Origin of the sequence: Corallibacter vietnamensis (genome assembly GCF_039537875.1) — a bacterium.
Taxonomy (GTDB): domain Bacteria; phylum Bacteroidota; class Bacteroidia; order Flavobacteriales; family Flavobacteriaceae; genus Corallibacter; species Corallibacter vietnamensis.
Map to the genome: position 1 here is coordinate 18391 of NZ_BAABBI010000008.1, position 15313 is coordinate 33703.

At 31.8% G+C, this 15313-nt stretch carries 12 protein-coding genes; 4 read left to right on the top strand and 8 right to left on the bottom strand.

Going from position 1 to position 15313, the window contains the following annotated elements; translation table 11 throughout:
* The first annotated feature begins 1 nt into the window (after position 1).
* From gldG to ABD690_RS13290, 3 genes are all read left to right on the top strand, one after another.
* A complete protein-coding gene (gene gldG / locus ABD690_RS13280; RefSeq protein WP_344731088.1) occupies positions 2–2386 on the top strand; it encodes a gliding motility-associated ABC transporter substrate-binding protein GldG in 2385 nt (794 codons plus the stop codon).
* A 74-nt stretch (positions 2387–2460) separates the two neighbouring features.
* Positions 2461–3579, top strand: a complete 1119-nt coding sequence (gene dnaN, locus ABD690_RS13285) for a DNA polymerase III subunit beta (protein WP_344731089.1) — start codon at positions 2461–2463, stop codon at positions 3577–3579.
* A 59-nt stretch (positions 3580–3638) separates the two neighbouring features.
* On the top strand, positions 3639–4154 hold the full coding sequence (locus ABD690_RS13290) for a GNAT family N-acetyltransferase (RefSeq protein WP_344731090.1): 516 nt from the start codon (positions 3639–3641) through the stop codon (positions 4152–4154).
* Between the two features lie 79 nt (positions 4155–4233).
* On the opposite strand, the gene ABD690_RS13295 is transcribed toward ABD690_RS13290, so the two are convergent.
* From ABD690_RS13295 to ABD690_RS13320, 6 genes are all read right to left on the bottom strand, one after another.
* Positions 4234–4791 carry a hypothetical protein gene (locus ABD690_RS13295; RefSeq protein ID WP_344731091.1) on the bottom strand — a complete coding sequence of 186 codons (558 nt, stop codon included), beginning with the start codon at positions 4789–4791 and terminating at the stop codon, positions 4234–4236.
* A 6-nt stretch (positions 4792–4797) separates the two neighbouring features.
* On the bottom strand, positions 4798–7377 hold the full coding sequence (locus ABD690_RS13300) for a T9SS type A sorting domain-containing protein (RefSeq protein WP_344731092.1): 2580 nt from the start codon (positions 7375–7377) through the stop codon (positions 4798–4800).
* A gap of 188 nt (positions 7378–7565) precedes the next feature.
* Complete coding sequence (locus tag ABD690_RS13305) at positions 7566–8783, bottom strand: hypothetical protein (RefSeq protein WP_344731093.1); 1218 nt, start codon at positions 8781–8783, stop codon at positions 7566–7568.
* 113 nt (positions 8784–8896) lie between these two features.
* Positions 8897–9649, bottom strand: a complete 753-nt coding sequence (locus ABD690_RS13310) for a LytR/AlgR family response regulator transcription factor (protein ID WP_344731094.1) — start codon at positions 9647–9649, stop codon at positions 8897–8899.
* Positions 9650–9652: 3 nt separating this feature from the next.
* A complete protein-coding gene (locus tag ABD690_RS13315; RefSeq protein ID WP_344731095.1) occupies positions 9653–12565 on the bottom strand; it encodes a sensor histidine kinase in 2913 nt (970 codons plus the stop codon).
* A 134-nt stretch (positions 12566–12699) separates the two neighbouring features.
* A complete protein-coding gene (locus tag ABD690_RS13320; RefSeq protein ID WP_344731096.1) occupies positions 12700–13038 on the bottom strand; it encodes a DUF4870 domain-containing protein in 339 nt (112 codons plus the stop codon).
* A 168-nt stretch (positions 13039–13206) separates the two neighbouring features.
* On the opposite strand from ABD690_RS13320, the gene ABD690_RS13325 reads away from it, so the two are divergent.
* On the top strand, positions 13207–13845 hold the full coding sequence (locus ABD690_RS13325; RefSeq protein ID WP_344731097.1) for a hypothetical protein: 639 nt from the start codon (positions 13207–13209) through the stop codon (positions 13843–13845).
* A gap of 134 nt (positions 13846–13979) precedes the next feature.
* On the opposite strand, the gene ABD690_RS13330 is transcribed toward ABD690_RS13325, so the two are convergent.
* Complete coding sequence (locus ABD690_RS13330) at positions 13980–14447, bottom strand: hypothetical protein (RefSeq protein WP_344731098.1); 468 nt, start codon at positions 14445–14447, stop codon at positions 13980–13982.
* A 132-nt stretch (positions 14448–14579) separates the two neighbouring features.
* Positions 14580–15050: a hypothetical protein gene (locus ABD690_RS13335; protein ID WP_344731099.1), complete on the bottom strand. Its 471-nt coding sequence runs from the start codon at positions 15048–15050 to the stop codon at positions 14580–14582.
* Between the last annotated feature and the right edge of the window lie 263 nt (positions 15051–15313).

Here is a 15313-nt window from a genome sequence, read left to right on the forward strand (position 1 = left end):
CATGTTTTCTATATTAAGAAAAGAGATTAATTCATTTTTTGCATCACCTATAGCCTATTTAGTAATCAGCATATTTTTACTATTAAACGGCTTGTTTTTATGGTTTTTTAAAGGTGAATTTAATATCCTTGATAATGGTTTTGCTGATCTTTCATCGTTTTTCCTACTAGCACCTTGGATTCTTATTTTTTTAATTCCGGCAGTAACCATGCGCAGTTTTAGTGATGAGAAAAAACAAGGAACCCTTGAGCTACTCCTTACAAAACCTATAAGTCATTTAAACATTGTTTTAGGCAAATATTTTGGTGCGCTAGTATTGATTGTTATAGCATTGCTACCAACACTTTTATATGTTTATACTGTACAACAACTAGGTAATCCTCTAGGAAATCTTGACATAGGAAGCACTTTAGGTTCTTACTTTGGATTGTTGTTTCTAGTAGCATCATATACTGCTATAGGTATGTTTTCTTCTACCTTATCAGATAATCAAATAGTGGCTTTTATTATTGCTGTTTTTTTATGCTTTTTGTTTTATATAGGCTTTGAAGGCATTGCCGATGTTACCGCTAGTAACACGTTTGATAAACTAGGTATGAGTTATCATTATAAAAGCATGAGTCGCGGTGTAATAGACACTAGAGATTTACTTTATTTTATAAGTATTACAGTCGTTTTTGTGCTATTAACAGTAAGAAAAATAAGTACCAAACCAATTACAAAAAAAGAGTTCTTACACCTTTTGGTATTACCGCTAGGACTACTAGTTATAAACATATTTACACAATCTATTTATCAGCGTTTTGATCTTACTAAAGACCAACGTTATACTTTGAGTGATGCAACCTTGCAAATTGTAAATCAGGTTGACTCACCTATCATCATAGATGTATTTTTAGAAGGCGATGATTTTCCTTCAGAATTTAGACGCTTACAAACTGAAACACGCCAAATTCTAGAAGAGTTTACATCAAAAAATGGGCAGATTAAATTTAATTTCATTAACCCAATTGCTGATGATGCAACCCGAAACCAAAACATTCAACAACTTAACCAACGCGGCTTAACACCCATGCAAGTTACCGTTCAAGAAAGTGGTAAATCAAGTCAAGAAGTTGTGTTTCCTTGGGCACTTGCAAGCTATAATGGTGTGACTACAAAAATTCCTTTAATGCAGAATAAAATAGGGGCCGATATGCAAACCCTGGTATCAAATTCTGTTCAGCATTTAGAGTATACTTTTGCTGATGGTTTTAGCAAACTAGTCAATCAAAAAAGTAAAAAAATAGCTATTTTAAAAGGTAATAATCAATTAGATGATATTCATATTTTTGATTTTGTAAAAACCATTAAAGACTACTACTACATTGCGCCTTTTACACTAGATAGTGTTGCTGCAAATCCGCAAAAAACACTTAATGATTTAAACGGTTTTGATTTAGTAATATCAGCCAAGCCTACTCAAGCCTTTACTGAAGAGGAAAAATTGGTTTTAGACCAATTTACTATGCAAGGAGGAAAAAGCCTTTGGTTGATAGATAAAGTCGCTATAGAAAAAGATAGCCTGTATAACGCTAGTGGTAAAAACATTGCAATAGCAAGAGATTTAAACCTAACCGATTTCTTTTTTAAATATGGTATTCGTATTAATCCGGTGTTAGTTAACGACTTGTATTCGGCACCAATCACATTGGCAATGGGCGAAGGTAGTCAGTCACAATTTACACAAATGCCTTGGTTTTATGCTCCATTAGTAAACCCTGCAAACAACCACCCTATTGTTAATAATTTGAATTTAATTGAGTTTGATTTTGCCAACCAAATAGACACCCTAAAAAACAACGTTAAAAAGACCATTTTACTACAAAGTTCGGTATTATCAAAAATAGATGGTACGCCACGTGAAATTAGTTTAGACCTTACAACCCAAGAACCTGACCCAAAGCTATACACCAAACCTAATCAAACCCTAGCTGTGTTGCTTGAGGGCGAATTTACATCAGCTTATAACAACCGTATTAAGCCTTTTGATTTATCGAATGAAAAAAACACCAGTGTTCCAACAAAAATGCTTGTTGTAGCAGATGGTGATGTTGTAAAAAATGATGTAGGTAAAAACGGACCTTTAGAGTTAGGTTTTGATAGAAATTCTGGCCAACTATATGGAAACAAGGAATTTTTACTAAATGCAGTGAATTACCTTTTAGACGATAACGGACTTATAAACATTCGATCAAAAGAAGTGGCTGTTGCCTTTTTAGATTACAAAAAAGTTACCGAAGAAAAAACCAAATGGCAGCTTATTAACATCCTGATTCCTTTAGCTTTACTAGCATTGTTTGGTTTTGTCTTTAATTACATAAGAAAGAAAAAATACGCCCTTTAAATGTTAATAAGTTTGTTTCATATATTAGGATGTATGGGATATATTTGTAGTAATTAATTATACAGACCACATAAATGAAATTTATAGTATCAAGTACATATCTACTTAAGCAATTACAAGTTTTGGGTGGTGTTATAAACAATTCAAACACCTTACCTATTTTAGATAATTTTCTTTTTGAATTAAACAACACCGAACTTATTATTTCTGCTAGTGATTTAGAGACAACAATGTCTGCCAAGCTAGAAGTAGAAAGTGATAACGAAGGAAGTATTGCAGTACCTGCACGATTACTTTTAGACACTTTAAAAACATTTCCGGAGCAACCACTTACATTTGTTGTAGAAGACAACAACACTGTTGAAATAAGCTCTAATCACGGTAAATATGCATTAGCCTACGCTGATGGAAATGAGTTTCCTAAAGCCGTAACATTAGAAAACGCTAATTCTACAACACTTACAGGAGATATTTTAGCCACCGCTATAAGCAAAACTATTTTTGCTGCTGGAAATGATGATTTACGCCCAGTAATGAGTGGTGTATTCTTTCAGTTTTCTACAGAAGGCTTAACCTTTGTTGCTACTGATGCTCATAAATTAGTAAAATATTCAAGAGAAGACGTTTCTGCAAATCAGGTTACAGAGTTTATCATGCCTAAAAAGCCACTAAACCTTTTAAAAGGGATATTGGCTGCTAGTGATGATGATGTTACGATTGAGTATAACGACTCTAATGCAAAATTTACTTTTGAAAACACAGAACTTATCTGTAGACTAATAGATGGTAAATACCCGAATTATGAAGCGGTAATCCCAAAAGAAAATCCTAACAAATTAACGATAGATAGAACACAGTTCTTAAACTCTGTAAAACGTGTTAGTATTTTCTCTAATAAAACAACACATCAAATACGCTTAAAAATAGCTGGTGCAGAACTTAATATTTCTGCTGAAGATATTGATTACAGCAACAAAGCCGAAGAACGCCTAACATGCGATTACCAAGGTGATGATATGCAAATTGGTTTTAACTCACGTTTTTTAACAGAAATGTTAAACAACCTTACAAGTGATGAAGTACAGCTTGAAATGAGTTTACCAAACCGCGCTGGTATTCTTACACCTGTAGATGGTTTAGATGAAGGTGAACAAGTGACAATGCTTGTTATGCCAGTGATGCTAAATAGCTAAAAAACACTACTAAAACAAATAAACCGCAACTTACCGTTGCGGTTTTTTTATACAATACTATGGATTATAAAACATTTGAAACAGATCGTTTATTGCTTATACCTACAACTACAAAAGATGCCTGCTTTGTATTTGAATTACTAAACACACCAAAATGGAAAGCTAATATCGGTGACAGGCAAATTCATAGTATTGAAGACGCTGAAAAATATATAACCCAAAAGATGCTTCCGCAACTCGAAAAATATGGGTATTCAAACTATACCGTTATCATAAAAGAAACGAATACTAAAATTGGGTCTTGCGGACTGTATAACAGAGAAGGTATTGATGGTGTAGATATTGGTTTTGCTTTTTTACCTGAATTTGAAGGTTATGGTTATGCGTTTGAAGCTGCTTCAAGAGTAAAACAAGCTGCATTTCAAGATTTTTCACTAAACAAAATTAGCGCCATTACATTACCATCAAACACATCTTCTATAAAACTAATAGAAAAGCTAGGACTGACATTTATTGAAAAGGTTACTATACCAAATGATGATGAAGTGCTTATGCTTTTTACTTTAAATAAATAAAAAAACGCTCACAAATATGTGAGCGTTTTAAGTGTTGCCTCTATTCTCCCAATAAGACTAGTTTAAAATTAACAACCCTTTAATTATCTGAATCTACTTCATCAATAAAAGACCCAGAGTATGATCCGGTTATGATAGTACCATCATTTCTTTCAAATTCAAAAGTTAGATCAATTCTATCAACAGCATAATAGGTAATTGTTACACTACCAGAAACAGCTTCTAAATTAGTATCAGAATGATTTTCTGCAAGAAGTGTAATTCCATCTTCATATTCGCCATAAATGATATCACCATCAATCATAAAATCATAATCTAACATATCAGAAAATGTATATGTAGTCTCTCCTAATGGATCTTGATTAAGCCTGATAACCATAAAATCAACATCATATAAATTTGTACCATCATTCATATTAGCCAACAACTCTGTTTCTGTTTTATTGGTTAGCTGTATATATGTATTATTGCCTATTGATGAACTTATAATTGCTGATTTCATCTCAAAAACCGATTCACCTACAGTAACATTATTTTGAGGCGCTGTTACGAATGGGATTACAGTATCATCATCAGATGAACACGATACAACAAACGCTACAATGACGATTAAGTATAAGAATTTTAATACTTTCATTTGTTTTTAGTTTTTGATGATTTTTTTAGTTGTTTCTCCGTTTACAGTATTAATTTTCACAAAGTATAAACCTGAAGGTAAACTAGTTACATCAATACTTTCACCTAATGTATTTACTTGTTTAATCAATTGACCATTCACATTGAAAATAGTAACTGCTTTTATTGTTTCAGTTGATTTTATAAATAATCTATCACTAACAGGGTTAGGATATAATGTTACTGAATTTGTATTTAAAGAAACAGCATCAACTCCTAATGTCGAATCGTATTCATAAGCTCCTAAATCTATTGTAGTATTAAAAAATCTTGTATTACCTGCTAAATCTAAATCACCAAATAAAGCTACATCGTAGTAAGCGTTATCTCCTTGATCTATGATATAAGAAGAACTTGATGTTGGTTTATAATCTGCACTTAAATTAAGAGATACTGTATTTGGATCTAAATCTTGAACATTATTAAATGATGGTGTAAAATAAGATCCTGATGCTCCACCATTGTTTGTAATTTGAGTTATTGAATTATTAATTACTAATTCATAATGATTACCCTGAGTACCATAAGAAATATCTCTGTCTGCGTAAGTTCCATTTAACGTATTACCAAAAAAGATCGAGTTATTTATCTCTAAATGTCCTCTAGTTTTATCAGAACCCATGATAATAGACTGACCGTATGATGTATTATTGACATTTACTACATTATTATTAATAAAAGATGCGTTGGTTATTGTTAAATCTAAGTATCTAAAGTTTTGAATTGAATTATTATCAGGAGTTCTGTATGCATTGATAACAGAAAATTTGGTTTCGTTATCCGCAAACAACACATTGGTTAAATTTGCATAAATATCATTATATTCATTTGTACGTAATAAAATAATGCTTTGCCCAACACTTACATTGTTTGTAAAACTCACGTTATAAAGGTTAAAATTGTCTTTAAAGCCATTGCCTTTAATTAAAAAGTCATTACTGTAATTGTTTGTAAAAACCGTATTTTTTATACTAAGATTTTCTATCCAAGTTGAAGCTCCAAGCTGTTTTGAATAAATAACACCACTATCTTCATAAAAACCATTGCTTGAGGTATCGTAAATATTTTCTAAAACAAAACCATCAATAGTAATGTTTGTAGCATCAACTAAAATTAATTTATCTGCATTATCAGATTTATTAGATGTAAAATCACCATCAACATCATCGCCATTCATATCACCTGTAATAACAGTAGCATTAGTTGTATTTATTACTGATAAATCTCTATCTGACAGTTCCGTTTCTGTACCATTAAAACCTCCAAAGAGAGAAATAGTATGATTTATTTCTATAGGCGTGTTTTGAGCTGAAGGTTTATAAACACCTTTAGCTACCCATATTTCACTATTCGGACCAGCTGCTGTCAACGCTGCATCAATGGTTGTGAAAGCATCAGCCCAAGAGCTTCCATTATTTGCTCCTGAAGCGTTAACATCTACATAAACAGGTTCATAACTACAGTTAGAAGAATAGCTAGAGTTTGCATCTTTTGTCCATCCATTATCATATTGGCCTGCATTAGAAAAAGGTGGCGTAAAACTAGCATCATGCTGAATACATGTTAGATTAGGGTTTCCGTAAGATTTCATATACGAAAAATTAGCATTGTTTCCATTAGCTAAATTTAATTCAACCAGTTGATTGTTTTGACAATGCACTTGATCTAATGTTGGAATATTACTAACATCTAATGTAGTTATTTGGTTGTCTGCACAATGTAATCGTGTTAAACTAGTGTTATTACTAACGTCTAACGATGTTAGTGAATTTGTATATACTTCTAATATCGTAATGTTTACAAATGCTTCAATTCCTGTTAAGTCTGTAATTCCAAGTCCTGTTGCCGATATAGTTCCTGTAAAAGCCTGTGCCTCAGCTACAGAAATTTCTGAGTCGTTATTGGTGTTAATGGCTATGTCTGCTAATAAATAGCTTTTAAAATTAGCATCTGGAATGTTTACTATTTGATTTGATGCAGCACAATCGTCGCTATAAATTGCAGAGCTACCTTTAGTCCAACCTTGGTTGTATATTCCGGCATCTGCAGGCGGCGTAAAACCAGCATCTTTTTGAATGCAAGTAAGATTAGGATTGTTATAAGATTTCATATAGATAAAATTATCATTGTTGCCATTAGCTAAATTTAATTCTACAAGCTGATTGTTTTGACAATGAACTTGATTTAATGAAGGTATGTTACTAACATCTAATTGGGTTATTTGGTTATCTGCACAATGTAATCGTGTTAAATTAGTATTATTACTAACATCTAAAGACGTTAAATTATTATTGTAACAATCTAATCGTGTAATATTTATAAATTCTTCTATTCCTGTTAAATCTGAAATTGACAAACCATTAATTAATAATTCTCCAGAAAATGCTTGCGCTTCTGTAGTAGAAATTTCGCTATCACCATTTGTATTAATAGCTGGATCTCCAACAAGATACGCTTTAAAATTAGCATCGGGAATGTTTATTTGTGCTTGTATGCTACACCAAGCAGTTGCTATTAAAAAAGAAAATAAGAGTAATGTTTTTTTCATTGTAGTTGAGATTAATATTCAACAACAAAATAACTGCACTTTTAAAGGTTTTCAATGTGCTTTTTTCTGAATAGGTCTAATTTCTTTCTGAATGATTTATGAAGATTATTCTTACACTAAATATTATAAAAAAAAAGCCTGCTTAAATAAGCAGACTTTAAAAACTATGATTAATAGCGCGTTTTTAATTATTCGCAATTCATTTTTTGTCCGTAAGGCATTTGTCCGTGAATAACACCACCAAATTGTGAACTGCCATAACCACTACCATTATACTGTTGCTTGATTAAAAAACCTTGTAAATAGCAGTCGTTATTTTTATTTTTTTCTGTGAAAGCACCTTTGATCCAACGGTATAAAATGCGACCTGTATATTTGTTTTTTACAATACTCCAATCGTTAGATTCTATATTTAACTTTAGAAGTTTTGCACCATCTTTGGCAATGGTTTTAGATACATTTTCTTTAGCAAAACTTACTAATGACGCATTACTATTCATGCTACCTGCTTTTGGCATTTTTATAGCATCCATGGTTGATTTTGCAGCTGCATCATAATTGGCTTTTAACGTGGCTTCAAACTCTTTTACAATTGGCTTAGCTTTTTCTAACCAATCTAAATGAAATTGTTGCTCGCCTTTACCAATCACGTTTAAAATAGTAATATCTTTTTCATGCATATACGATGGCACATTAAATGCGTGTCCGCCTTGGTGCGATGCAGCATAAATAACAAAAACATCGTCTGCAATTAGCATACCTCTTACTAAAATTGGCATACCTGTACCAAGCTCTACAGTTTGCGATCGGTCTGCGCCTACTTTGGTTGTAAACATTCCCGAAACCAACTCGTAACCAATATAACCTTCTGGTGACATGGCTACTAATTCTGGTGTGGTTAAAAAGCGTAACCATGCATAATCTGGATCTTGTGCTGGCAACACATCTACATTATCACCCATATCTGTCATTTGACGTCTTATTTTTACGCGGTCTACACCAACTGCGCTCATGCCTTTTGTCATTGCAAATGGGTACGACATGTATAGAAACTCATCGCTAACTGAATTTGCAGATTTAGGCTTATTAGCTTCGGCTTCCTGTTGCTTTTTCTCAAGATATTTTTGATAATATAAATCTTGCTTTGCCTGGTCGTTTGGATATTTTTTGGCTAATTCTGCTTTAAATTCTTCATCGGTATATTCTGTTTTTGATGAATTTTCAGTTGAAGAACTGCCAACCATACCTGAAGCGTTTTCAGATTTTGAAGATGAATTGCTACTTTCTTTTTTATCTAACTTCTTCTCTACTGCTGCTTTGGCTTTCTTTTTAAGCATTTTACCAAATTGCGCATGAGAGACGTTATAGCATAATGCCAAAACGAATAATAGAACTATTTTTTTCATAAGAATTGTGTTTAATAGACTTCAAAATAAAGCACTTAACTACTATTCTTAATTTGGTTTTTTCTAAAAATGATGATTTTTTTTCTGAAGGAATTTCAGAAATTTTAAATAAATCACATAAACGTTTCCTTAATCACTTCAAGAAACTGATCGCGTTTAGATTTTGAAATTGGAATACGTTTTTGGTTGTTCATTAGTAAGTAATCGCCATCATCCTTTACCAATTCATCTACATATTTTAAGTTGATTAAATACGAACGATGGCATTTAAAAAACATCGCATTGCGTTCCAATTGCTCAACAAAATGCTTTAAGGGTTTGCAAATGGTTTTTTGTTTACCATCCATAAGTTGCACGTTTGTGTACATACCATCGGCTTCAAAATACACGATATCATTATGCGACGCGAACATAATTCCTTTTGGTATTTCTAAAGCAATTTTATCCATGGAAAGTTGCTTTAACGAATCGCGTAACTTATTTAATTGGTCATTTAAATTGTTGGCTTTTATGGCTTCTTCAGCTTTTGCAACAGCTTCTTTTAACTCGGTTGTATCTACTGGTTTTAACAAATAATCTACAGCCGACAGTTTGAAAGCTTCAATCGCGTATTGGTTGTATGCCGTAACGAAAATGATTTTAAAATCAATCTGATTTGGGAAGTATTCTAAAATATCTAATCCAGACTGATTTGGCATTTCAATATCTAAAAAAACAACGTCTGGTTTACTAGTTTTAATCAAATCGACACCAGATGCTAAATCTTGCGCCTCTTTAATGTTAGTAATACTTGCACAATGTTCGGTTAGCAAGTTTGACAGTAAATGTCTGGCGCGTTTTTCGTCGTCTATAATTATCGCTTTCATATCTTAATGTATTGGCATGGTGATGACCACTTTTGTACCTGCAGCAACGTCGTTTTCATCATACAAATCGTTGGTAGTTATGGCTATATCACGTTTTAATTTGTTTTTATAAAGATGCACACGTTCTTCGTTAGCTTTAGTAGCAAACGGTTTGTGCTGTTGGTTTGGTCGTTTTAATTTTTCCGATTGTGCGCGACCAATTCCGTTATCTTCAACGGTAATTTCTAATTTATTTTGCTGAATAATTTTCGCTTCAATATGTAATTTTCGGTCGTTTAATTTGTGCAGTAATCCGTGTTTTAAAGCATTTTCAACATACGGTTGAATGAATAATGACGGTACTTTAATCTGTTTTGTCTTCAATTGATTATCAACCGAAATAGTATATTCCAATTCATCTTCAAAACGGACTTTTTCTAATTCTAAATACAGTTTTAAAGCGTTTAATTCTTCTTCTAAAGTAATTTCGTTTTGCTGACTATAATCTAAATACATGCGGATTAATCGGCTAAACTTCACTAAATACGAGCTTGCCAATTCCTTTTCGTTTGAAATGATATAATCTTGAATAGAATTTAACGCATTGAAAATGAAGTGCGGATTCATTTGCGAACGCAGATTTTCTAACCTTAAATTGGTAATTTTTTTATCGATTAAGATTTTATCAATTTCGGCAATACGTTGTGCTTCTTTTTGTTGTAAACGCCATCTAAAATACAGCCAAACTAAACCTATTATTGTTGCTATTACTAAACCATAAAACCAATAGGTTTCCCAAAATGGTTTAGCAATTACAAAGGTTATTGGTGTAGCAAAAACAGCTTGTTTTGCACTTAAATTTTGGGCTTTTAATTCAAAAGTATAGGTACCGCTAGACAAACTATTGAACGTAACAAAATGTGTGTTTAGCGGTATGTTTTGCCAACTTGTATCAATTTGTTTAACGCGATATTGATAGCTTACGTGTTGGTTAGATTGAAATCCGTTTGAGTTGAACGACATATCAATTTTATTTAAATTATAAGGCAGTTTATAGTTAGTTGCAACTAACGTATCGCGGTCGTTAATTTTTACAACTTCTACCCTAACCTTCGCTGTTTTAAAATCTTTAAACAATGCGCCCGATTTTGGCAACGCATAAAACGCTTTAGGCAAGCTTACAATAATTTGATTTTGAAGAATTAAAAAATCATTAACCGCTGTATTTAAACCATCTTGCGCACTTAACGATTTAAGCTGATGTGTTTTTGTATGATATTGAAACAATCCAGCATCAGTTGAAATCCATAACACTAAACCATCAGCATGAATAGCGTTAATTTGAAGGTTTTCAGGAAGCTTAATTCCTGAAGGTTTAAGCGTATTGTTTTCGTATTTTAATAATCCGTTGTGTTGGGTTGCAACCCAAACTGTCCCGTTGGTTTTTGTTAGTGTATTAACCAATAAACTTTTAGCATTGAATGTAATTTCTTCTGCATTAAATGTTTGCGTATTGTATTTGTAAAGTCCGTCGATGTACGCAACAAACAAGTGATTATTAGAAATCACCGAAGCTTTTACACGACTTTCCTTTAGGATTTGTTGTTCAGGATGATTAAACGGATTTTTATACACAATACCTTGACGATAATTACCATAAAACAAGGTATTATCATCAATTTTTGAAAAGGTTTTAGCAACTGAAAATTGATTATTTACATCTAAAATTTTGTCATTTTTAAGATTAACTACAAACGATTCTGATGCATTAATACTAACTATTAGTTTATCGTTTTGTGAATCAAAAAACAACTTCCCGATAATTTTTTTGCCTGGTAATTGCAGTGTTTTTATTAACTGATTGTGATTGTAAAACAATAATTTACCATCATTGGTTCCTAAAACAAATTGATTGTTTTGTAAGGCTGCAGACGCTGTAATTTTAGAGTCTATATTTGATAATTCAACACGACGAATATTTAAGTTTGGCGACACAAACACACCATTATCTAAAGTTGTAAACCAGTAGTTTTTATTAAAATCTACTTGAACATCGGTAATAGATTCTGTTTTAAAAAGCTGTTCTTTAAACGAGAAAATTTCATTTTCTAAACCATAAACAAACACGCCAGAACTGGTTAAAAACCAATAGTTATTTTCAATATTTAAAACATTATAAATAGTTTCATTTTTTAATCTAGCAGGCGTTACTACTTTTTTTGATGTGTTTTTGGTTTTATCTATTCTATAAATGACATTTTCATTAGCACTTTTGTGTGTAAAAAAAACAGTGTTTTTAAAAGCAAAAATTCTTGGTGATTGTATACGATTACTACTTGTAATTTCAAGTATTTTTGTTTTTGAATTATTATCAAATTTGTATAATCGATGACGCTCAAAATCGCCTTCAAAATTGATTATAAATGTGTAGTTACTACTGTTATCTTTAGCATTGGTAATACACATGCCTTTAAATACTTCGGTAACTTGTTTGGTGCTTTTATCAATATCAAAAATGCCAATAACGGTGAATAAACGTATGCTGTTTTCTAATATTTCAAAATTTGCTAATTGTCCATTTACTAATTTGCTAGCGTCATAAAATAGTTTTAAACTATCGTTTTCAACATAAAATAATTGCCCGTAAATATTGTTGCACCAAAGTCGGTTTTTGGTGTCAAATTTTAATTGAAAAAGAGAATTTCCTTTTTGTTGAGGATGACTAAAGTGTTTGTAGTTTTTTCCGTTGTAACGGTATAAGCCTTTATCTGCTGCAAGCCAGATGTAATTTTGGTTGTCTTCTGCAATATCATAAAACTCAACATCAGGAAGATTTGAGACTTTAGACATGTGTTGTATTACTGGATTTTGAGCATGAGCAACACTCACGAAACCGATAATAAAAACAAGTAGTATGTATCTAAATATTAATTGCATAGCTTATAATTAGCAAACTTAATATTTAATTAGCTAATCAAGCTTTGTTTTTTCTGTAAGCAGTTGTTTTTTTTCTGAATAAAAAAATAGCGCTCACTTGCTTGTGAGCGCTATACTTACCTCTTATAATCTAACTAACTAATAAAATTAAGAGATAATGGATATTTTGGTACTTCGCCATTATTAACTTTTACCGCATTTATAATAGGAAAAATTATAGAAATAATTCCAATAAAAATTAAGCCTAAAAAACCTAGTCCTAATAAAAGGATTAAAGGAATACAAATTACCGAATATACAATAATGCTTAATTGAAAATTAATAATACGTTTTCCTTGTAAATCCATACTGTAGATATTTTCTTTTTGAGTAGCCCAAAGTATTAACGGAACAATTAATCCGCCAAACCCTGTAATACAAGTCAACAACTGACTTAAATGGGTAATAACTAAAAGTTGCTTATCTTCTCTCATAATGCTAGTGTGTATTTGATTGATGTACTTATGTGACGCTGAAAAGTAAAAATTGTTACGTATAAATTTATTAAATTTCTGATACCTTACTTTTTTAATACATCAATCTCAATACGTCTTTTAAGTTACGTGTTTTTACTCATTCTTTTCCGGATAATACAGTCTGGAATGGTTAATCAGAACTCTGGAATGGTCAATCAGAAGTCTGGAACGACTAATCAGAACTCTGGAACGGTTAATCAGAAGTCTGGAACGGTTAATCAGAAGTCTGGAATGGTTAATCAGAACTCTGGAATGGCTAATCAGAACTCTGGAATGGTTAATCAGAACTCTGGAATGGTTAATCAGAACTCTGGAATGGTTAATCAGAACTCTGGAATGGTTAATCAGAACTCTGGAATGGTTAATCAGAACTCTGGAACGGTTAATCAGAACTCTGGAACGGTTAATCAGAACTCTGGAACGGTTAATCAGAACTTTGTGGTGGTTAATCAGAACTTTGTGGTGGTCAATCAGAACTTTGTGGTGGTCAATCAGAACTTTGCGGTGGTCAATCAGAACTTTGCGGTGGTCAATCAGAACTTTGTGGTGGTTAATCAGAACTTTGTGGTGAGCAATCAGAACTTTGTGGTGGTCAATCAGAACTTTGCGGTGGTTAATCAGAACTTTGCGGTGGTTAATCAGAACTTTGTACCAGTCAATCAGAACTTTGTACCACCTAATCAGAACTTTGTGGTGGTTTGCTTCGTTTGTGTTGTTGCGGAATGGCTAGCGAGACACGAACACAAAGTACGAACTGTACGTTAGTAAATTTTTAGTAAGTAGGCTCTCACTAGCAAAATCAGGATTGATATATGATGATGCTTATAAAAGTACTTTATCGAAAAATTAGTTAGTTTTTACTTGTTTTTTACCACAGTACTTTGTTGCCTATAGTAGTTTTAGTTATAATTCAGCGTAATAATTTTTTCTCCGATTACTAATTCGTCAATAATTTCATCTTTATCAAATGAAGGTCTAAATTGAGCAACTATTTTTCTTTTTTTATTGGCATTTATTTTTTGTTGTAATTTATTTGTTCTCGCAGTTAGTTTCATAGACATTACAACAAAATCTATTTTATGTAATTCTCCGCTTTTATCACGTAAATAAATTTCATTAAAATCTATTTCTTGAGATTGAGAAGAATTATTTTTAAATTCAAAAATTACAGTAATAAACCTTCTGCCTTTTTCAGCTACAATATTATTTGCGTAATATCCGTTTCCTCGATCAATTGCTCTTTGTTTATTTATTCCAAATATTCTAAATTTAAGATTTTCAGAATATTCATAGTAAGTTTTTCTGTCAAGTTTTTGTGCTGTAACATTAATTGAGAACAGTAATAAAATTAGAAGTAGTTTATTCATTTTCTATGCTTTTTTAAATTTAAAAAAATCATTTTCAGAGTGATGTTCCGCTATTATAGGCAACGATTAGTATAACAAGCGTAGCATCCCGCAGGGTGCTATGATTTGTTATACAGTGTTAGGTTTAGTTTTTTATATTCCGACATATTTATCAGTTACAAATTTCAATTTTTTAATTGCGTTAAAAAGGCAAAATCCAAAGTCGTGATGCGGAAGATTAACAACTTTTTCATCTCTATCCTTTGTCGTAATTCTAAAATCACCAGAGTAAAGCCAACTTTTAAAGTTCGTTAGATTATCAAATTCCGCTTTTTTATTTTTCCCACTTTTCAGATTATCAAAATCAAAAGAGTCAATTTCAGTTCCGTCAATTTTAGTTTCTACATTATTTTGTCTTATAAATAGACTTTTTGTGGTCAAAAGAATAAAATCAGATTTATTTAATTTCATTAAAAGAACTTCGATATCATTATTGTCTAATCCGAACGAATAAGGCTCAAAATCAAATTTATTCGATTCAAAAAAAGTAAATCCACTTTTATTTTTATAAACTTCAAGAGATTTAGCTATTTGAGTTCTTATTTTTTCCTTTTCTTTCCTCATTTTGGGTAATTAAACCTAACGTGTTTGTATATGATTTGTTGCGTGGTTTAGCACGTAATTTAGCAAATAAAAACCGAATAGAAAATCCGCTAGGATTTTCGTAAGTAGGCTAGAACTAGCAATAAATTATATACGGCTTAAGTTTACAATTCATTAAATTTAAACATAAAACAGAAAAGACAAAAGAGAGGAATAAGGTTATTATATACGCAGAAGCTTAAGACTTCGTCAACATTGAAAATCCCCTCTCTTTTCTACACAGA